The organism is Leifsonia sp. Y878 (genome assembly GCF_057669685.1).
Map to the genome: position 1 here is coordinate 20,589 of NZ_JBYHFS010000003.1, position 20,165 is coordinate 40,753.

Consider the following 20,165-nt stretch of genomic DNA (forward strand, 5'->3'; position numbering starts at 1 on the left):
ATCGCGAAACGTTTACGCGGTGCGGCGCCACAATGAGAGCAGTTTCCTGCGTTCATAGGTGGAACTCCTTTGTACGTGACCAGGCACGGATCCATAGGGTGGTGCTTTGTTATGCCTAGGAGCGTGACCCCAGAGGCGCCCTGGAGAGGGCGCCCTTGGAGATCGGAGTCCGGTTGAGCGTTAAGCTTGCGGGTGACCTGGGACGTGTCGAAGTTGATCTCGCGGCCAACTACGAGACGCCGATGCCAATAGAGCTTTCGGAGGCAATTCACCTGTCATTCGCAAACGAGATCGGAATCACGACGCTGATTCCGTTTGTCCGTGAAACGGTTTGGAATCTTACGCAGCGAGTGTTTGGCACGGCGATTGTCATGCCTGTTTTCACGAGGGGCAAATCTCTTTCGGCCAGGAAGACTCGAACACCGACGATTAACGACAGCGGCCGAGTGAGTCGTACCAACTGGCACAAAGCCTCAATAGATCAGCAAGGCGATTGTCGTGGTGGTTCAGGGCGCGACTGCGCATCGATGAACAGCCGCTTCCAGCCTTCGGGGATCTTCGCTTCCGCTGCAGTCTTCGCGGTCGCGTCGTCCCGGCCCTCGCTGGTCACCTCGTCGACGTGTCTATTCTGCGGCCAGGAACGATGTACGGCAGGTCGGCCACACATCCAGTACGGGTGCGCGTCAGTGCCAACGACTACGCAGCGCACTACGCAGCGTGGGCAGTTTGGCGCGTCGATCGAGCCAAGTTCGTCCATGACCGGAGCCTATCTGTAGGCGGCAGGTAGCCTGTCGCATATGCCATGATCATTCGATGCAGATCTGGTTGGCGATTGCCGCGACTCTCACATTCGTCGGCACGGCGTGGCAAATGGTGGTGGCGGCGCTCAACTCGATCGACGAGATGGAGTCCTTCCTCGGCGATTTCAATGTACTAGCGAAGGAGGAGTCGAACCGTAGGGCTGAACAGTTCCCACGTTGGCGCATCCAGACGCGACGGCGGGCCACGAAAGAGGCGCTTGCTGAATCTAAGATCGTGTTGTCAAGAAGCGAACTGCTGCAGTCCAAAGCTTATGACCGCCAGGCGATGGGATGGAGCTTCCTCACCATGGGCGCGATCATTGTTGCTGTTGGTTCCTGGGCGGACTTCGCCGCTTCACTTTCCGCTACACGCTAGTCGCTGCCGCATCCCCTGGCCTCTGCGGTGCCGAACTCAACCAGCGTTGTTAACGCCAACCGAAAATAGGGCAGAAACGCCAACTGAAAATAGGGCCACCAACCATTATGGAAGGTGATCAAATTGGATGATTGGGCAGAGATTCGCCACCTGAATTCGACGGGGCAGCACTCGAAGCGAGAGATCGCGCGGCTCGTCGGGGTGTCTCGGGGAACGGAGTGAAGCGCAGAGGGTGAAGGCGCGCTTTCCATGTGCAGCGGGCGGTCTTCTTGCGCGTTTGTGTTGTCGGAACTGACCTCAGCAGTGGGCACCGCCTTCGAGGCGATGTCCTAAGCGAGCGAATCCCGGTAGCTGCTCCAGAATGGAAATCTTGACTCTCACACAATGTGAGGCGGAATCCTCGGAGACATCATGTTCAGTATCGGAGTGTTCGCGTCGATAGGCAGAGTGTCCGTCCGGATGCTCAGGCACTACGACGAGATCGGCTTGCTCCCCCCGGCCAGAGTGGATCCCTACAGCGGATACCGCTCATACGAGGGAAGGCAGTTCGCTGTGCTTGGCGGCATCTTGGCGTTCAAGGACCTCGGATTCCGGCTCGATGAGGTGGCGCAGATTGTGCACGGCGACGTCAACGGCGATGCCCTGCACGAGATGCTCGCCGCACGGCGCACGGAGCTCGCCCAGCAGCTCGACCTCGACGCAGCGAGGCTGCGCCGACTCGACGCGCGCATCCGTCACATCAAAGGAGAACCGCTCGTGTCCGCTATCACTGCAGAACTCAAGCCCCTACCGGCGCAGCACGTCGCGCAGGCAAGCGCCGTCGCCCCGGGGTTTGGGCCGGAGAACATCAGTCCAGTCATCGGCCCGCTGTTCGACCGTCTCTATCGCGATCTCAAGGCGGCCGGAGTCCGACCGGGGCCTCAGTCGCTCGCGATGTACGAGGCGATCGAATCAGGTGACGGCGAAGGAGCGCGAGCGTACGCAGCGTTCCAGGTCGGTGACGATGTCGCCGCGGGTGCCGGTTTTACCGTCGCGGACGTGCCGGCGGTCGAACTGGCCGCCACCACCATTCACTACGGCTCGATGGAAACCATCGGAGACTCGTGGGAGGCACTTCACGCGTGGATCGAGGACAACGGCTATGAACTCGCCAGCGTCTGCCGCGAGCTGTACGTCGTGTCCGAACCGGAGCCTCAGGAGAACTGGGTGACAGAGCTACAGCAGCCCGTTGTCCGCCTCTGACCACACACCCGCCGGGCGCAAGTAAAAGGATCGTGCCCGGTGGGCGTTCCTCATACGGGGCGACAGCATTTCGAAGGATGGCCCTCCAAATACGGGACTATCGGTTCGACCAGCCTGGTTCTGCGTCGGGTAGTCGGCCTTGCAGCAGGACGCTCAGAGCGACAGATGCAGCACGATCCCGGTCAGACCGCTCAGTACGCTCGCCACTCCCGCCGCAACGGCATCACCAGCGCGTTGCGGAGTGACGGATGCCGCATCCTGATCGCCAGCTGCGCTGAGACCGGTGCCGCGGAAGGTCGCCCCATCCCACACCACCGAGGTCACGTTCTCGGTGGGCTCCGGCAGCTCCGCGCCAACGATGAGGAACTGCTGCGCCAGGTGCTGCGGCGTGACGAGCGCGAGCACATCGATGACGCCGGTCCCTGCGCCGACCACGAGGTCAGGGCTGGTCGCTGTTGCTTCGAGGGCGCGTGCCTCCACCTCGTCATCGGTGGCCGCGCTGAGCACCTCAAGCTCTACGTCCTGGCGCTTCGCCCAGTCGCTTACCGCGGTGGAGAGCGTCGTGGTCGCTCGGTCATTGCCTGCGGTGATGAGAACGACACGATATCCGGCTGGTGGCTCCACGCCGTCCCACGAGCCGGGTTCCGGGCTCACCGTGGCCTCAGGAGTGGGCGACGTGACATCACCGAGAAAACCGTCGCTGAGCTGTGCACGCGCCGAGGACTCAGAGCCGGGCGTCGAACTAGGCGGCAGGCTGTCGTCAGCACCGGCGGCGCATCCGGTCGCCACAGCGAGAAGCGCGACAGCGGATGCCGCAAGTGCAAGCAACCGGGAGAGTGAACGGTGTGGCAATGAACTCATCCTCAGTTGTCATCGAACGGCGGGCAGGCTGCTGGTTGCCCAGAGCGGCCGCGCCTATTGCGTCTTCAACGAGCTTCCCGGCCGGAACAGGCGCGCTGATGTCAGCCTGGTGCCGCCCGGGTGAACGGCGGGCGAACAATCGTCGGGGCCGTCATCCGCTGATTGAGGAGCGCGCGAGGAACGAGCACGCGTCTCGAAATCGGCCCGCGGACTCATCTTGGCGCGCGAAAACGCGCTGGGCGCGCGCTTAACCGCGCGCCCAGCGGAAAAGCGCGCGCCCAGATGAAATCAGCGCGCGATCAGTGTGCGACATCAGAGCGCGACATCGCCGTGGGCGGCCTCCTCGACCAACGCGAGGGATGCCGTGTTCTCCTGGGGTTTGCCTGCGGTCCGTGTCGCGTTCATCCGGCTCGGGCACGTTGGCCGGGTGAACCACGCACCTGCGCCGCGCTCGCCGCGACTCCAAACTCTCTTCCGCCGCCTGCCCAAGATCACCGCAACTCTGGGGTTGATCGCCCTGGCGTCGGGTGTCGTCCTCGGCGCCAGTCCAGCCTCGGCCCATGGCTTCACATCGAGCGTCTACGTCGACGTGACCTCGCCGACCGACGGCCACGTGCAAGCGGATGTCGACCTGGAGTACGACCTGCTCGTCGTCTCGGCCGCAGAGAACAACGATGACCAGGCGCTGTTCGACGACGGTATGGACCTCTTCGAAACGGGCGAGGAGGCGACGGCGCTGAACGCGCACGCCGACAGCGTCGTGGCCTACGTCACCGAGCGCCTCATCGTCACGGCAGACGACGCAGCGTGCGTGCCAACGCAGGTCGGCGATTTCACCGTGGCAGAGCGAGACACGGTGCCCTACGCGCGGCTGGTTCTCGACTACGACTGCACCGCGACGGCATCCGCAGCTGAGGGAGAGCACCACGCTACCCACGAGCTTCGCAGCACCCTGTTCCCCGATGCCGAAGACTATGTGACCGACACCAAGACGATCGTCACCTACGAGCTCGATGGACAGGCCGGCAGCGCTGCCCTCGACGCAGCGCATCCGTCGTTCTCGACCGGCCAGAGCGAAGCTGACAGCGCCGGAGAGTTCTTCCTGCTTGGCGCTGAGCACCTGCTTGGGGGGCTCGACCACATCTTGTTCCTGCTCGCCCTGATCGTCGGCTCGCGCCGCCTGCGCGACGTGGTCCTCGCGGCGACGACCTTCACGGTGGCGCACTCCGTGACGTTCATGCTGGCTGCGCTCGGGGTGGTCGCGATACCCGCCGCCATCGTCGAGCCGATCATCGCGCTCTCGATCGCCGTCGTCGCCGCCTGGTATATCTGGGGCGAGTGGAATAGTCGGCGCAAGCCGTACCTGACGAATGTCGATTCGATACGCACGGGCCCGCTCGGCCAAAGCAGAGCGGATGCCGTACGACTCGCCGTCGTGTTCGGCTTCGGCCTCGTACACGGCCTGGGATTCGCCGGGGCGCTGGGCATCGACGAAGCATGGTCGTGGTCGCTGCTCTGGTCGCTGCTGGTCTTCAACGTGGGCATCGAGGCAGTGCAGCTGGGCATCATCGCCATCGTGTTCCCGCTGCTCGCAATCCTCCGCCGCCGCGCGCCACGGGTGGGGCTCTGGACCGGCGTCGTCGTGGCCGGGCTCGTGGCCGCCACGGGCCTGATCTGGTTCGTGGAACGCGTGCTTGGGCTGGGCTGACAGCCGCCGCGCGCCACGGCACCCCCCACTCGGGTGACAACTTGCAATTGGCCCGCGCGCTACCGGGCCACCCCTTTCCATTCACACAGGATTCACACGAGCCGAGCACAGTGAGGGCGCGCACTCGCGTATCCACCCTTGTCCAACATCCGAAAGGCATTGGAATCACACATGTCGAATAACGACACAATGCAGGCCTTCAGGCCCGCACACCGCCGCGGAGCCACGCGCCTCGCAGCCGCAATCGTCTGCCTCTCCGTAGCAGTAGGGGGCGGCGCACTGCTGGCATCGCCCGCGTACGCGGCCCCCTCCACCCAGTCCGACATCGTGCTGGGTGTCGGCTCGAACGAGACCCAGCGCAACCTCGCCTGGTACTCCTCGACCGACACGAGCCAGGTCGCTCAGGTCGCGCTCGCCGCACAGGTCGTCGATGGCGTTTTCCCGGCATCCGCTACCAGCTTCGCAGGAACAGGCGCCGCCACCACGAGCGGTGAATTCAACCGCTTCGCCACGGTCACCGGGCTGAAGGAGAACACGGCGTACGTGTACCGCGTCGGCACAGAGGGCAACTGGTCGGCCACCTACTCCTTCCGCACGCAGGACTTCGACGGAGACTTCAACTTCCTGTTCTTCGGCGACCCGCAGATCGGATCCTCCGGCAACCTCGCCAACGACACAGCAGGCTGGGTAGACACTCTGAACGTCGCCTCCGCTGCATACCCGGATGCCGAGATGTTGTTCTCGGCCGGCGACCAGGTGGAATCCGCCGCCAATGAGGCCCAGTACGAGGCATTCCTGCAGTCAGACAAGCTGCGCCAGATTCCGTTCGTGGCAACCAACGGTAACCACGACGTCGGATCGAAGGCATACGAGCAGCACTTCAACACGCCGAACACCGACCGCGCGTCGGGCGCTGCGTCGTCCGGCACCGGATCGGGAGGCGACTACTGGTTCATTTACAACGACGTCCTCTTCATGGACATCAACTCGAACAGCCGCGATGCGTCGCACATCACCTGGATGAACCAGATCGTCGCCGAACACGGCGCCGACGCCAAGTGGAAGGTGCTCGCCTTCCACCACTCGATCTACTCATCGGGCCCGCACGCCACCGACTCCGACGTCGCCGATCGCCGCAGCGTGCTGCCGACGGCAATCTCCAATCTCGGTATTGACCTGGTTCTCCAGGGCCACGACCACAGCTACGCACGCAGCTACCTCATGCACAACGGGGCAAAGGCGAACGTCGATGAGGCTGCCGGTGCAGATTCCGTCGTTGCCGGCCCCGGTGGCGTGCTGTACGTGACGGCCAACTCGGCCTCAGGCTCGAAGTACTACGACCTGCAGAACAAGGGCTTCGAGTGGCTCTCCGTGCAGAACCAGGAGAAGGTGCGCAACTACTCGGCCATCGACATCAGCGATTCAGGGATCACCATCAAGACCCTGCGCAGCCAGGCCAACGGCGCAGACAAGCCGGTGAACAGCATCGTCGACCAGGTCACCCTGACCCGCGCCGCCGTTGCCGACACGAACAGCCAGGAGCTGCAGGTCACGGTTCCCAAGGCGGCACCGGGCGAATTCGTCTGGAACGTCGACGGCACCAACAACCTCGTCAACCTTGGCACGGCCATCGAGTCCGGCGACCACTACGCCGCGATCGGCACGATCAACCCGGTACGAGTGACGGACACGCGCGCGTCACGACCCGAATGGTCTGTCTCCGCGCAGGTCAGTGACTTCGCATCGGGCGCGACGTCGTTCTCCGGCAAGTACCTGGGCTGGACTCCTGCCGTCATCCAGGCCGGTGGCGACGCAGTTGCCGGTGCAGCCGTGCAGTCCGGCTTCGTCAGCGGAGACGGCCTGTCGGTCTCCTCGACCCTCGGTCACGCTGCTAGCGGGCACGCCCTTGGCGCGGCGAAGCTCGGCGCCGCCCTCGACCTGAAGATCCCCGTCGATGTCACCAACGGCACGTACAAGGCAACGCTCACGCTCACCGCGCTGAGCTAACCAGCTCGACCAACCATCGGGGTGGGTGCCAAGCGTGCCCACCCCGACCCGCACTCTCATGCAACAGCTCTCATGCAATAGCTCTCATGCAACAAAGGACAGCCAGATGAACGCCAGACCAGCACGCACCGCACGCAGCGCCCGCGCTATCGCCAGCCTGACTCATGCCGTGCTCCTGGCGTTGGTTCTCGCGATTGGATTCGCCACGGTGAGCCCGGCCGTCGCGGCCGAGGGTGACGGCGCCGTCACCTGGGGTGTGCGAACCTCCTCGAACGAGAACGGCACGGGCAGAGACAACTTCACCTACACGATTGACCCCGGCGCAGAGCTCAGCGATGCCCTGGTCATCAGCAACCACAACGCTGCGCCCCTCGACCTTGACGTGTATGCAGCAGACGGCTTCACCACCACCAGCGGGCAACTGGACCTCCAGACCACAGACACCCCGGCGGTTGCGGTCGGCGCCTGGACAACGTTGGCCAACGGCCACCTGCAGGTGCCGGCGGGGGAGACCGTCGAGGTGCCGTTCACTGTCACCATCCCAGCGGATGCCACACCAGGCGACTACGCCGGAGGCATCCTCACCTCGCTCCCGCAAGCCGCGCAGGAACAGGGCATCACCGTCGACCGACGATTGGGCATCCGGATGCACGTTCGTGTCACCGGCGATCTCGCTCCCGGCCTTGCCATCGAAGACATGCGCGTCGACTACCAGGGAACGCTGAACCCGCTCGGCACGGGCGACGCCACCGTCACGTACACCGTGCACAACACCGGCAATGTTCGCGTCGCTGCCGGCCAGGCTGTGTCGCTCGCCGGCCCGTTCGGACTGCTGGCCACCGACGCAACAGGCGTTGACGCGGTTCCTGAGCTGCTGCCCGGCGAGTCCTGGGACGTCTCCGTGTCGGTGTCAGGGGTGTTCCCCGCGTTCTGGCTCACGGCGACGAGCGTCCTGTCGCCAGAGCTAGCTGTCGTGGCAGGGACGACCCCCGGGATTGACGCTGTCGCGACCTCGGCGGGAACCTGGGCTGTTCCGTGGTCGCTGCTCGCGTTCATCCTTCTCGTCGCTGCTGCGATTCTTGTGTCCATCCTCGGTGCGCGGCGTCGGCGTCGCCAGCGCGCTCTGCGGGAGGACATCCGCGTGCAGGAAGCCGTCGACCAGGCGCTACGCAAGCACGAGACAGACGACCTGAAGCCAGAGGTGAAAGAGGATGCGCCGGCGCAGTAGTGCGTGGTGAGAGCAGGGCGCTTGGCATTTCGGAACTCCGGCGTTAACTGGTCCATAACGACGCCACCGAGACACCGAGGAGCTGACATGAAATACGGTTTCAAACTCATTGCTGAGGCGTTCGGGCCCCGTGAACTGGTGCGGCAGGCGATCCGCGCCGAGGCGGCCGGATTCGATTTCGTCGAGATCAGCGATCACTACCACCCGTGGCTCGAAGAGCAGGGACACTCGCCATTCGTCTGGTCTGTTCTCGGGTCCATCGCCGAACGAACAGAGGCGATCGGCTTGGCGACGGGTGTCACCTGCCCCACAGTGCGTTACCACCCGGCGATCATCGCCCAGGCCGCCGCCACGATTGCGCTCCTCTCTGAAGGACGCTTCACCCTCGGCGTCGGTGCGGGCGAGCGCCTTAACGAACACATCGTCGGCAACGGATTCCCCGCCGTCGGTAAACGGCATCTCATGCTGCGCGAAGCCCTCGAGATCATTCGCCTGCTGTGGCAGGGCGGATACCGGTCGTACGACGGGCGATTCCTGCAGTTGGAGGATGCCCGTGTTTTCGACCTGCCAGACACTGCGCCGCCCATCGTGGTGGCCGGAAGCGGATCAAAATCAGCGGCCATCGCAGCAGAGCTGGGCGACGGCATCTTTGCGGTGGAGCCATCGGCCGATCTCACCGCTGAGTACGCCAGGCTCGGCGGGACGGGTGATCGCTACGGCGAGGTCGGGCTGGCATGGGCGGAAACGGATGAGGCGGCGATTGAGGCCGCCTGGCGCACCAGCCGGTGGGGATTGTCGGGCTGGAAGGTGATGAGCGAGCTCCCCAACCCCGTGAATTTCGACGCGGCCGCCGCCCTGGTTCGGCGCGAGGATGTCGCAGAGAAGTTCTCGCACGGTCCAGACATCGACGCCCACGTCGAGGCAATCTCGGCATTTGTCGATGCGGGGTTCGACCATGTGGCGATTATGAACGTCGGCCCTGACATGGATGGCTTCTTTGACTTCTTCGAGTCGGAGCTCGGCCCGCGCCTCCGCAGCCGCACGTAGCGCTCAGGCTGGCCGCAAACGCCGGTCAGTAGCTAGGCCTGTCACCCACCGGTGCCGGGTCGTGTGCGCCGTCGCCGATGTAGGCCGCGGCCAGGTTCTCCGAGGCGCGGGCGAGGATGGCAACGTCGGCCCCGACCAGCACGAAGTCGGCGCCGGCAGCAATGTAGCGCTCGGCCGTCTCCGGTGCGAAGGCATTCACGCCGACCGGTTTGCCGAGGGCTGAGACGGTGCGGATGCAGTGCTCAACGGATGCCACAACGTCTGGGTGATCCTGCTGCCCGAGCAGACCCATAGATGCGGCGAGGTCGGATGGGCCGATGAACAGGGCGTCGACGCCGTCGACGCTGGCGATTTCCACGAGGTTGGCGACGGCATCCGTCGTCTCGATCTGCACGATGAGCGAGATCGTCGTGTCAGCCTGGTCGAGGTAGTTGTCGATGCGGTTCCAGCGTGAGGCCCTGGCCAGGGCGCTGCCCACGCCGCGCACGCCGTGGGGTGGGTAGCGCACGGCGGCGACCATGTCGCGGGCCTGCTCGATGGTGTCGACCATGGGAATGAGCAGGTTCTGCGCGCCGAGGTCGAGCAGTTGCTTCACGATGACCCGGTCGCCGATCGGCGCGCGCACGAGGGGGACGATCGGGTACCCGTGCACAGCCTGCAGCTGGCTGAGTGTCGATTCGAGGCTGTTGGGGCTGTGCTCGGTATCGATGAGCAGCCAGTCGAGGCCGCTCCCGGCGCAGATCTCGGCGACGAGGGCGCTGCCGGAGCACACCCACATGCCGATCTGCGGTCGGGTTGCGTCCGCGAGCACCTCGCGGAACGAGGCGTCGGGTGTCACTCGAATCGGCATGTGATTGCTCCTAGCTGTCCGTAGTCTGCGTGCACGACATCGCCCTTCTCCACCCACATCGGGCGGGTGAACGACCCCGCCAGAATGATTTCTCCCGCGGCCAGGCCGGTGTCGTGCTGGGCGAGCTTGTTGGCCAGCCAGTAGACCCCGGCCGCCGGGTGGTTGAGCACGGCTGCGGCCACGCCCGACTCCTCGATGGTCTGGTTGCGGTAAAGCAGCGCTGACACCCAGCGCAGGTCAACGTCGCCCACCTTCACGGGGGTGCCGCCGAGGATCATCCCGCCCATGGCGGCGTTGTCTGAGATGGTGTCGACGATCGTGCGGCCGGGCATCTCAATCCGGGAGCTGAGGATCTCAAGGGCCGGAACGACGTAGTCCGTGGCATCCAGCACGTCGAACAGGGTGCAGTTCGGGCCGGACAGCGGCTTGCCGAGCACGAAGGCGAGTTCGACCTCGATGCGCACATTCGAAAAATCGTCATGGCGGATGCTCGCGCCATTCTCGTAGACCATGTCGCCGAAGATCACGCCGTAGTCGGGCTCCGTGATCCCGGTGGCGACCTGCATGACCTTGGACGTCAGCCCGATCTTGCGGCCGACGAGGGTGCGCCCGGCCGCGATGCCGCGCTCTTTCCACACGCTCTGCACGGCGTAGGCGTCGTCGACGGTCATGTCGGGGTAGCGGGCCGTGAGGAGCGGAATGGTCGTTCGGGTCTCGTCGGCCCGGAAAAGCTCGTCGGCAATCGAATGGATGACTGACTGTTCAAGCATGCGCGAATCACTTTCGCTCTCGGCCGGAGCTGCGCGTGGTCGCGGCAGCGCCGGCCTGACTTCTGGATGGTTTCGGGCTTTCGTGCACCCTAGGGCATGGCTGCGTCCTGACGCAGTCGCTCGCCCCTGGAGGGTGTGGAGGGCCTAGAGAGTGTTGCCGAGCTTGAAGCCCTTCTCCACGTCACCTTCGCGGGTATACGAGAAGCCATCGGCGCCGACCGTCACCGCCATCTCGCTGGCGTCGGTTCGCGCCACGACCGGCTGCGGATTGCGATCGAGGTCGAGTACGAGCGACGCCTCCGTGTACCAGCTCGGCACGACGGCATTGCCCCACCAGTCGCGGCGCTGGTTGTCGTGCACATCCCAGGTGACGACGGGGTTGTCAGGGTCACCGGTGTAGTAGTCCTGGGTGTAGATCTCGACGCGGTGGCCATCTGGGTCGAGCAGGTACAGGTAGAACGCGTTCGAGACGCCGTGGCGCCCAGGACCGCGCTCGATCAGGTCGGACTTGCGCAGCGCACCGAGCTTGTCGCAGATGTAGAGGATGTTGTGCTTCTCGTGCGTCGAGAACGCAACGTGGTGCATCCGTGGCCCGTCGCCGCCGGTCATGGCGGTGTCGTGCACGGTGGACTTGCGACGCATCCAGGCCGCGTACGTCACGCCGTCGGCATCCTGGATGTCTTCGGTCACCCGGAAGCCGAGGTCTTCCATGTACGCCCTGGCCCGCGGGACGTCGGGTGTCACCTGGTTGAAGTGGTCGAGCCGCACGAGCGCGCCAGGGCCATAGAGGTCGTAGCGCCAGGCCAGCCGCTCGACGTGCTCGACGTCATAGAAGAACTCGTACGGGAAGCCGAGCGGATCCTCAACGCGCACCGAGTCGCCGATTCCCCTGACGAAACCAGCGGTACGACGTTCGACCCTGCAACCGAGCTCGGTGTAGAAGGCGACAGCCAGGTCGAGGTCTTCCGGGCTCCGCACCCGGTAGGAGAACGCGGCGACGGCGGCCACCGGACCCTGGCGCAGCACGAGGTTGTGGTGGATGAACTCCTCGAACGAGCGCAGGTAGATCTCGGCATCCGTTTCGTATGTCACAACCAGGCCGAGAATGTCGACGTAGAACTCCCGCGACTTCGCGAGGTCGGTGACGACGATCTCCATGTACGCGCAGCGCAGGATGTCGGGCGGCGCCGAGCTGGGGGTGGCGATCGGGTTGGGGTTGGGGTTTACCACTGAGGTCTCCTCGTTGAGAGTGCTGCGTGATGAGTGAGGTGCTGCTGAAAGGGATTTAGCGGATGCCGAAACGCGCGGTGTGCACACTGCCGAGCGTGATGTGCACGGCCTGCTGGTCGGTGTAGAAGTCGATCGAGCGGTAGCCGCCCTCGTGGCCGAGGCCGGAGGCCTTAACTCCGCCGAATGGGGTGCGGAGGTCGCGCACATTGTGTGAGTTCAACCAGACCATGCCAGCTTCGACCGACTGGGCGAAGGTGTGGGCGCGCTGCAGGTTGTTCGTCCAGATGTAGGCGGCGAGGCCGTACTTCACGCCGTTGGCGAGCTCAAGCGCCTCGTCGTCGCTGTCGAACGAAGTGATCGATACGACGGGTCCGAAGATCTCTTCCTGGAAGATGCGGGCGCTGGGAGCGACATCGGCGAACACCGTCGGCGCCACGTAGTTGCCATGCTCAGAACCGGCGGGCAGGTTCGCGGGGCGTCCGCCACCAGCGAGCAGCCGGCCTTCTCCCTTGCCGATCTCGACATAGCTCATGACCTTGGCGTAGTGCTCAGGGTGCACGAGCGCGCCGACCTCTGTCGCAGGGTCGTGCGGGTCACCGACGACGATTTTCTGGGCGCGAGCGGCGTAGCGGGCGCAGAAGTCGTCGTAGATGGAGCGTTCGACGAGGATCCGGCTGCCGGCGGTGCAGCGCTCGCCGTTCAGCGAGAAGACACCGAACAGGGTGGAGTCAATGGCGGCCTCGATGTCGGCGTCGGCGAAGACGACGGCCGGAGACTTGCCGCCGAGCTCCATCGACATGCCCTTGAGGTTCGCGGCACAGTTGCGGTAGATGGTCTGGCCGGTGGTGGTCTCACCGGTGAACGAGATCAGCGGCACATCCGGGTGCTTGACGAGCGCGTCGCCGGCCTCTTCGCCGAGGCCGTTGACGAGGTTGAAGACGCCGTCTGGCAGGCCGGCCGAACGGAAGATCTCGGCCCAGAGGCTGGCAGAGAGCGGCGTGAACTCGGCTGGCTTCAGCACGACGGTGCAGCCGGAGGCGAGGGCGGGTGCGAGCTTCCAGCTCTCGAGCATGAACGGGGTGTTCCACGGTGTGATCAGCCCGGCCACCCCGACCGGCTTGCGGTTGACGTAGTTCACCTGGCTCCCAGGCACTTTGTAGGTGTCGTCGGCCTGGGCAACGATGAGGTCGGCGAAGAAGCGGAAGTTCTCCGCAGCGCGCTGCGCCTGGCCGAGCGCCTGGGTGATCGGCAAGCCGGTGTCGAAGCATTCGAGTTCGGCGAGGCGGGCATCCTGCGCTTCGATCGCATCCGCAATCCTGTTCAGGATGCGCGAGCGCTCCCGCGGCTTCATGCGCGGCCACGGGCCGTTGTCGAACGCGTCCTTCGCCGCGGCCACGGCCAGATCGATGTCAGCCTGCTGGCCGGCCGCGGCCGTCACGTAGGTCTGGTTCGACACAGGGTCAAGCACCTCGAAGGTTTCACCGTTCACGCTGTCGACGAACTGGCCGCCGATGAAATGCTGAATCGAGCGAGGGAGTCCGGCCGGAATGTGGTGGGTCATCTGTGTCTTTCCTCCATTGGTAAGGCAGAGCCTGCGACCTGCGCCCTGTTGTGGGCGAGGACAATCGGGGCGCGGCTAGTACGTCGCCTGGCTGTTCTGTGCCATGTGGGCAGGTGACGGATGCCGGTGCGTGGCCTGGTACTCCAGCATCGCGTCGAGCGTGGCCGTGCGATGCGCGCGGGCTGCCAGCTCGATCTCGAGCGAATCTGCCCCGCCCTCGATCAGCTGCAGCAGGGCTTCGTGCTCCTGCACAGACGCCCGTGAGCGGCCGGGAACGAAACTGAAGCTGGAATCGCGCAGCACCGTCATCCGGTTCCAGCCGCGGTGCACGAGATCGAGAATGTGCGGATTCGGGCATTCTTCGAAGAGCACGGAATGGAACTCGAGGTTGAGCTCGGTGAACCGGCGCGGATTGAAGTCGTCGAGGCAGGCGATCATCTGCTCATTGATCGCCCGCGCCCGTGCGAAATGATCGATGCTGAGGGTCGGCGCAGACAGCGCGGTCGCAGCCCCCTCGACAATGCTCAGCGTCTGCATGGTGTGCAGGTATTCGGTCTCTTTGATCATCGCGACCTGGGCGCCGACGTTGCGCTCGAAGGTGACGAGGCCCTCGGCCTCCAGCAGGCGAATGGCTTCGCGCACCGGAACGACGCTGACGCCGAGTTCTTTGGCGATCTGGCCGAGCACCAGGCGGAAGCCTGGGACGAAGCGCCCGTCGTTGATGCGCTCGCTGATCCACTGGTGGGCGAGCTGGGCTTTGCTGAGGGTAACCATCATTCGCCCGTCCATTCGAGGTAGCGCTTCTTCCAGGTGGCGTTCAGCGGGAACAGGCCGTCGACGGCTTCACCGGCAGCAACCATCTCCGCAATGAAGGTCTCCTCGCGCTCCTGAATGATCGCGGCGTCGACGACCTCCTCTACGAGGGCTGGGGGGATGACGATGACACCGTCGCCATCGCCCACGATCACGTCGCCAGGCTGGATGGCCGCCCCGCCGCAGCCGATGGTGACGTCGCTCTCCCACGGCACATGACGACGGCCGAGCACTGAGGGGTGCGGGCCCTGGGAGAAGGTCGGGATGTCGAGGGACGCCACGATGTCGAAGTCGCGCACGCCGCCATCCGTCACGATTCCCGCCGCTCCGCGTACCTGGGCGCGCAGCGCGAGCACGTCACCGACGGTGCCGGTTCCGCGCTCGCCACGGGCCTCGATGACGAGCACCTCCCCGGCGTTGACGGTGTCGAACGCACGCTTCTGGGCGTTGAACCCGCCACCGTGCGACTCGAACAGGTCGGGGCGGAAGGGGATGAAGCGGAGGGTGCGGGCGCGTCCCACCATCTTCACGCCCGTCTTGTTGGCTGCGACGCCGTCGATCGAGACATCGATGTAGCCGCGGCGGCGCAGCTGCACGCTGAGGGTGGCGACACCGACGCTGAGGATGCGCTCGCAGAGCTCTGGGGTGAGTTCGAATGCGGCGGACGGTTGCGGCTCTACGAGTCCGGCGGCTGCCGCGCTGCCCCAGGCTTCGGTGCGCTGCAGGTCGTCGACGCTCGGCTTGGCGCCGAAGTCGCCGAACGGCTCGGTGCCGGCGGTGATGGTGGTGACGAGGCGGCCGGTGGTCGGGGCGCCCACTGCTGTGGGGGCATCCACTTCGACCTCGACAACATCTCCTGGGCGGGCGACGGATGACCCTGCGGGTGTGCCGGTGAGGATCATGTCGCCGGGTTCCAGCGTCATCAGCTGGGAGAGGTCGGCGATGAGCTGGCCGAAGGGAAAGAGGAGGGTGTCTGTGGTGTCTTCCTGCACCAGGGCGCCGTTGACCCAGGTGCGCACGCGGAGGGCGTCGGGGTCAATGTCACCTGCCGGAATGACGTCAGGACCGATTGGGGTGAAACCGTCGCCACCTTTTGAGCGCACATTCGAGCCCTTGTCGGCGGCACGCAGGTCGTATAGGCCTAAGTCGTTGGCGGCTGTCACCCCGGAGACCTTCGACCAGCCGTCGGCGGGGGAGACGCGGCGGGTGCGCTCGCCGATGATGAGTGCGATCTCGCCTTCGTAGGCGAGAAGTTCGGTGCCGGCCGGCTGTTCGAGACTGTCGCCGCTGGCCGCCATCGAGGAGCTCGGCTTGAGGAAGTACGACGGCTGGGCGGGGATGCGTCCACGCTGTTCGGCGCGGGAGCGATAGTTCAGGTGGACCGCAATGATCTTGCGCGGAGTGATGAAGGTCCGCGGTGTGTTGAAGGTCTCTGCGCTCATGACATCCTCGTCGGTCGTTGTATCGCAAATGATATACGATCCGACGTTCAGTGCAAGAGGACGGACGTTGTCCTCGTTGATCGAGGAGGCCGGCGGGATGCGTCGCGCGCATCGAACGCAGTTGCGCGGTAGTTGCAACATGCGCATAGCTGCGTTCAACCCGCGCAGCTCGAAGTTCGTTGATCGAGGAGGCCGCCAGGCCGTCTCGAGATCGCTGCTCGCTGGCGTACGTTCCTCAATCAACGGAGGTCGTAGTCCTCGCTGGCGCTCGTTCCTCGACCAACACGAGGGAGCTAGTTCGTTCCCGTCGCGTGCGCATAGATCTCACGCTGGTGCGGCGCCATCACCGTGCCGGAGATGCGGCAGTCGAGCAGATAGACGCCGTCTGCGCCTGATTCCAGCCACTGCTCGAACGCGTCGAGGTCGTCCAGGGTGTTGATGATGTCACCGTGGCCGCCGAGAGCACGGGAGAGTGCCGCGAAGTCGGCCTGCTCGATCATCATTGGGCGGGTGTCGAGGCCCATGCGCCCGTACAGATGGATCTCCGCGCCGTAGGCAGCGTCGTTCCACACCACGATGACGCCACGTCGGGTAGAGCGGATGACGGAGTCGAGATCAGCCAGTGCCATCAGGCCGCCGCCGTCGCCTGTCGTGACGACGAGCAGGGAGTCTGGCAGTGCCGTCGTCGCGCCAACAGCGCTCGGAAAGCCGAGGCCGATGGTCTGGTAGGCGGCGCCGACCATCATCATCCGGTTCGGGGCTGCGACCGGCCAATAGGTGTTTGCCCAGCCGATGAAGTGCCCGCCGTCGGAGACGACAACGCGGTCGTCGGGGAGCAGTTCGGCCAGGCGTGTGGCGACGCGGCGTGGGTCGAGCAATCCGTCTGGCAGGCTCTCCTCGCCAGCGTGGCGCAGCTGAAAAGACCCGGAGGTGAAGCCGGTAACCGATTCGCGCCAGCCGGATGCAGGGGCATCGATGGAGGCGAGCGCGGCCACGATCGCCTCGACGGTGAGGCGCGCGTCGCCGACGATCAACGAGCCGACCAGCGGATGCCGCACCTCGGCCACATCGTCAATGCGGATGACGATCGCGTCGGGTGCCAGCAGCGCGCCGAAGCTCATCGTGAACTGGTTCATGCCGGCACCGACGACGAGCACGACATCTGCGGTGCGGACGAGGTCCATGGCCTCGTCCTGGCCGAATCCGCCGGCGACGCCGAGGTCGAAGCCCTGGTTCGGGAAGATGCCGCGGCCGAGTGCGCTGGACGCGGTCACCGCGCCGAGCGCCGCCGCGAGGTCGCCGAGGGCGTCGGCTGCGCCGGAGACCCATGCGCCACGCCCGGCCAGGATGAACGGGCGCCTGGCCTGTGCGAGCACCGCGGCTGCGGCATCCGTTTCGACGCTGCTCGGGGCATGGGGAGCCGTGAGCGAGAGGGCGCTCGGCAGTGATTCGTCACCGGCCGTGACGGTGGCCAGGTCGTAGGGAATGGCCAGTACAACGGCGGTGCGATTGTTCAGCGCGTACTCCAGCGCCGCGATGGTCGTGCGCCCGGCGTTGTCGGCGCCGACGGTGAACGTCGTGGCGCCAACCGAGGTGGCGAGGCCGACCTGGTCGATGTCCCAGTGGCGGGGACCTCCAGTGGGTGCTTCGCCCACCACAATGACGACCGGGATGCCGGCGCGAACCGACTCGGCAAGCGCGGTCACCATGTTGGTGAAGCCGGCGCCATAGGTCGCAGTGGCCACTGCGATGCGCCCCGCCGCCCGATAGTAGGCGTCGGCAGCAGCGACGGCGGCCGTCTCGTGGCGCACGGCGGTGTACCGAACGAGCTCGGAGTGTGTGGTGAACAGCGCGTTGATGAAGTGGGCGTTTCCGTTGCCCATGACGCCGAAGACGTCGGTTACGTGGGCGGAAATGGCGTCGGCAACGCGGGTTGACACAGTGGTCATGGTGAATCCTCAACGAGTCATATGCGGGAGTGATGTCCGTATATGTCTCGCGATGCGATTACCACCGCTCAGCGCCCCTTTTCCGGACGCGACGGCCGATGGCCGTCAGACGTGATGAGTCTAGGGGTATCGGCGGGGTATCGGTGGGTTCCTGAGAGTGCGGCACTGGTCGGCAGCCCCGAAGCGGTCATGGCTGGTGCGAGGCCGCCGGTATCCTTGACGAGCGGGATTTGTCAGTCTGCACCCCGACCGGGTGATGCCTGTCCCGCACCAGTTTTCCCGCCGCATCGGCGCAGATGCCACCGTCACCTCGGAGGCCTCGCACATGCAGGGATATTCACCGCGCACTGTGTCGCGACCCAGTGCCGCGACAGTGTGCCGCACAGCATGCCGCACGGCGCGCTGAGCCTGCGCCAGCGTGGCCTGAACCACTGATTTTGACCTGACCCCATTTGATAGAAGGAATCGATCGATGAGAAGACGAATTGCTCTGGCCGCTGTCGCGCTTGGCGCAGCCCTGGCCACGACGCTCACCGGGTGCGCCGCAGCCGACACTGACGCCGCCGGAACGCCCACCTTCACGATCGCGACGAACGCCTGGATCGGCTACGGCCCCTGGTACGTCGCCATGGACCAGGGCTTCGACACCGAGGAAGGCGTTTCCCTCGACCTGGTCGAGATCGAAGACCCCAGCGCTTTCCGTGCCGCCGCGCTCAGCGGAGACGTTGACGGCGCCAACTTCGCCACGAGCGACTGGCTGAAGAACTTCGACAAGCTCGACATGCCTGTGGTGCTGCTGCAGGACGTCTCCACCGGCGCCGACGCCATTGTCGCCGCGGCTGGCATCTCGTCTCCGGCCGACCTCAAGGGCAAGCGCGTCGCCTACCAGACCGGCGAATTCAACGAGATCATGTTTGACACCGCGCTGAAGCAGAACGGCCTTACTCTCGACGACGTCACGCAGGTCGAGATCCCCGTTGAGCAGTCCGCCGCCGCGCTGGTGTCCGGGCAGGCCGACGCCGCCGTCATGTACGAACCGCACATCTCGGCTGCGCTTGCCGCAGACCCGAGCCTCACCAGCATCTACACCGCCGGCGAGAACCCCGGGATCATCGGCGACGTCCTCGCCGTGAACTCCTCCTACGTGAAGGCGAACCCCGACGTCGTCACCGCGGTGATCAAAGCATGGGACCGCGGCGTCGCCTACCTCGCCGCCAACCCCGACAAGGGTCGGCAGATCGTAGCGGATGCCCTCGGCACGCCGATCGAAGACCTCAAGTCCGCCTTCGACGGTGTCACCTACTACACGGCCGCCGACAACGTCGAACAGTTCTCGAATGACTTCCCGAACGTGACAGCCCCGATGATCCTCGACGCTCTCAAAGCGACCGGCCAGATCACGTCGGAGCCCGATCTCGCGAAGGCAATCAACACGAGCTTCGCCCAGTCAGCGCTCAAGTAGGTCACGCCATGGCAGCGCAACGCACCCCTGGGAACCTGTTCCGGCTCGACGGCACGATCTCCGCACGCACCTACACGGCAGTCGCGGTCGCGATGTTCGTGGGTGTCGGGCTGGTCTGGTGGGCGATCTCGGCCTCTGGCATGGTCAAGTCGATCTTCCTGCCGAGCCCAGGTGCCGTCGCCGTGCGACTCGGCGAGCAAGTGGCCAACGGCCAGCTCATGGCCGACATCGGCATCTCTGTGTTGCGCATCATGGGTGCGTTCCTCGTGTCGGCGGCCCTCGCGTTGCCGCTTGGACTTCTGATGGGACGCATCCGCTTCTTTGAGGCGCTGCTCGTGCCGATCACCGAGTTCATTCGATATATGCCGGTGGTGGCATTTACCCCGCTGACGATCGTCTGGGTGGGCGTCGGCGAGTTGCAGAAGCTCGTGCTGATCTTCATCGGCACCTTCTTCGCCCTGCTGCTGATGATCATGGACAACGTGCATCGCGCCCCGAAGGAGTTCGTAGAGAGCGGGCGCACCTTCGGCATGTCGGAGTCACGCATTCTCTGGCGGATCGTGTTTCCAGCCGCCGCCCCGACGATTTGGGATTCGTTCCGGCTCGCGCTCGGCTGGTGCTGGACCTGGTTGGTCCTCGGCGAACTGCTGGCTGCGACCTCCGGCATTGGCTACCGCATCACCCTCGGGCAGCGCTTCCTCGACACCGACCTCATCATCGGCTACATCCTGGTGCTCGGTCTGCTCGGGCTCATCACCGACCAGCTCATGCGCCTGGCCGGCCGCCTTATGTACACCCACGCAAAGTAAGCGAGAAGCG

At 65.2% G+C, this 20,165-nt stretch carries 17 protein-coding genes; 9 read left to right on the top strand and 8 right to left on the bottom strand.

Annotated features, from left to right (window positions below):
• Positions 1 to 813: 813 nt before the first annotated feature.
• The 3 genes from AC25Y4_RS11170 to AC25Y4_RS11180 all read left to right on the top strand — a co-directional run bounded on the left by AC25Y4_RS11170 (position 814) and on the right by AC25Y4_RS11180 (position 2,418).
• A complete protein-coding gene (locus AC25Y4_RS11170) occupies positions 814 to 1,176 on the top strand; it encodes a hypothetical protein (RefSeq protein WP_488120496.1) in 363 nt (120 codons plus the stop codon).
• 114 nt (positions 1,177 to 1,290) lie between these two features.
• Positions 1,291 to 1,398 (top strand): helix-turn-helix domain-containing protein, encoded by a 108-nt coding sequence (locus AC25Y4_RS11175; RefSeq protein ID WP_488120497.1) that lies wholly within the window; start codon positions 1,291 to 1,293, stop codon positions 1,396 to 1,398.
• A gap of 189 nt (positions 1,399 to 1,587) precedes the next feature.
• Complete coding sequence (locus AC25Y4_RS11180) at positions 1,588 to 2,418, top strand: MerR family transcriptional regulator (RefSeq protein ID WP_488120498.1); 831 nt, start codon at positions 1,588 to 1,590, stop codon at positions 2,416 to 2,418.
• Between the two features lie 153 nt (positions 2,419 to 2,571).
• On the opposite strand, the gene AC25Y4_RS11185 is transcribed toward AC25Y4_RS11180, so the two are convergent.
• On the bottom strand, positions 2,572 to 3,270 hold the full coding sequence (locus AC25Y4_RS11185; protein WP_488120499.1) for a BMP family ABC transporter substrate-binding protein: 699 nt from the start codon (positions 3,268 to 3,270) through the stop codon (positions 2,572 to 2,574).
• A 436-nt stretch (positions 3,271 to 3,706) separates the two neighbouring features.
• Between AC25Y4_RS11185 and AC25Y4_RS11190 the strand changes: the two genes are divergently transcribed.
• The 4 genes from AC25Y4_RS11190 (at position 3,707) to AC25Y4_RS11205 (ending at position 9,269) form a co-directional block, all read left to right on the top strand.
• Complete coding sequence (locus AC25Y4_RS11190; RefSeq protein WP_488120500.1) at positions 3,707 to 4,987, top strand: HupE/UreJ family protein; 1,281 nt, start codon at positions 3,707 to 3,709, stop codon at positions 4,985 to 4,987.
• A gap of 171 nt (positions 4,988 to 5,158) precedes the next feature.
• On the top strand, positions 5,159 to 6,994 hold the full coding sequence (locus tag AC25Y4_RS11195; protein WP_488120501.1) for a purple acid phosphatase family protein: 1,836 nt from the start codon (positions 5,159 to 5,161) through the stop codon (positions 6,992 to 6,994).
• Positions 6,995 to 7,100: 106 nt separating this feature from the next.
• The gene (locus AC25Y4_RS11200; protein ID WP_488120502.1) at positions 7,101 to 8,222 is read left to right on the top strand and encodes a DUF916 domain-containing protein; all 1,122 of its coding nucleotides are present in this window, start codon (positions 7,101 to 7,103) and stop codon (positions 8,220 to 8,222) included.
• A 6-nt stretch (positions 8,223 to 8,228) separates the two neighbouring features.
• A complete protein-coding gene (locus tag AC25Y4_RS11205) occupies positions 8,229 to 9,269 on the top strand; it encodes a TIGR03557 family F420-dependent LLM class oxidoreductase (RefSeq protein WP_488120503.1) in 1,041 nt (346 codons plus the stop codon).
• 25 nt (positions 9,270 to 9,294) lie between these two features.
• Here AC25Y4_RS11205 and AC25Y4_RS11210 read toward each other — a convergent pair whose 3' ends face one another.
• The 7 genes from AC25Y4_RS11210 to AC25Y4_RS11240 all read right to left on the bottom strand — a co-directional run bounded on the left by AC25Y4_RS11210 (position 9,295) and on the right by AC25Y4_RS11240 (position 17,884).
• A complete protein-coding gene (locus AC25Y4_RS11210) occupies positions 9,295 to 10,119 on the bottom strand; it encodes an HpcH/HpaI aldolase family protein (protein WP_488120504.1) in 825 nt (274 codons plus the stop codon).
• Complete coding sequence (gene hpaH / locus AC25Y4_RS11215) at positions 10,104 to 10,889, bottom strand: 2-oxo-hept-4-ene-1,7-dioate hydratase (RefSeq protein ID WP_488120505.1); 786 nt, start codon at positions 10,887 to 10,889, stop codon at positions 10,104 to 10,106. The genes AC25Y4_RS11210 and hpaH overlap by 16 nt, the downstream gene beginning before the upstream one ends.
• Positions 10,890 to 11,033: 144 nt before the next feature.
• Positions 11,034 to 12,119: a 3,4-dihydroxyphenylacetate 2,3-dioxygenase gene (gene hpaD / locus AC25Y4_RS11220; protein ID WP_488120506.1), complete on the bottom strand. Its 1,086-nt coding sequence runs from the start codon at positions 12,117 to 12,119 to the stop codon at positions 11,034 to 11,036.
• 55 nt (positions 12,120 to 12,174) lie between these two features.
• Positions 12,175 to 13,680, bottom strand: a complete 1,506-nt coding sequence (gene hpaE, locus AC25Y4_RS11225) for a 5-carboxymethyl-2-hydroxymuconate semialdehyde dehydrogenase (protein ID WP_488120507.1) — start codon at positions 13,678 to 13,680, stop codon at positions 12,175 to 12,177.
• 75 nt (positions 13,681 to 13,755) lie between these two features.
• A complete protein-coding gene (locus tag AC25Y4_RS11230) occupies positions 13,756 to 14,454 on the bottom strand; it encodes a GntR family transcriptional regulator (protein WP_488120894.1) in 699 nt (232 codons plus the stop codon).
• Positions 14,454 to 15,935 carry a fumarylacetoacetate hydrolase family protein gene (locus AC25Y4_RS11235; protein WP_488120508.1) on the bottom strand — a complete coding sequence of 494 codons (1,482 nt, stop codon included), beginning with the start codon at positions 15,933 to 15,935 and terminating at the stop codon, positions 14,454 to 14,456. The genes AC25Y4_RS11230 and AC25Y4_RS11235 overlap by 1 nt, the downstream gene beginning before the upstream one ends.
• A gap of 293 nt (positions 15,936 to 16,228) precedes the next feature.
• Positions 16,229 to 17,884 carry a thiamine pyrophosphate-binding protein gene (locus AC25Y4_RS11240; RefSeq protein ID WP_488120509.1) on the bottom strand — a complete coding sequence of 552 codons (1,656 nt, stop codon included), beginning with the start codon at positions 17,882 to 17,884 and terminating at the stop codon, positions 16,229 to 16,231.
• Between the two features lie 472 nt (positions 17,885 to 18,356).
• On the opposite strand from AC25Y4_RS11240, the gene AC25Y4_RS11245 reads away from it, so the two are divergent.
• Positions 18,357 to 19,346, top strand: a complete 990-nt coding sequence (locus tag AC25Y4_RS11245; RefSeq protein WP_488120510.1) for an ABC transporter substrate-binding protein — start codon at positions 18,357 to 18,359, stop codon at positions 19,344 to 19,346.
• An 8-nt stretch (positions 19,347 to 19,354) separates the two neighbouring features.
• Positions 19,355 to 20,155 carry an ABC transporter permease gene (locus AC25Y4_RS11250; protein WP_488120511.1) on the top strand — a complete coding sequence of 267 codons (801 nt, stop codon included), beginning with the start codon at positions 19,355 to 19,357 and terminating at the stop codon, positions 20,153 to 20,155.
• Positions 20,156 to 20,165: the final 10 nt, after the last annotated feature.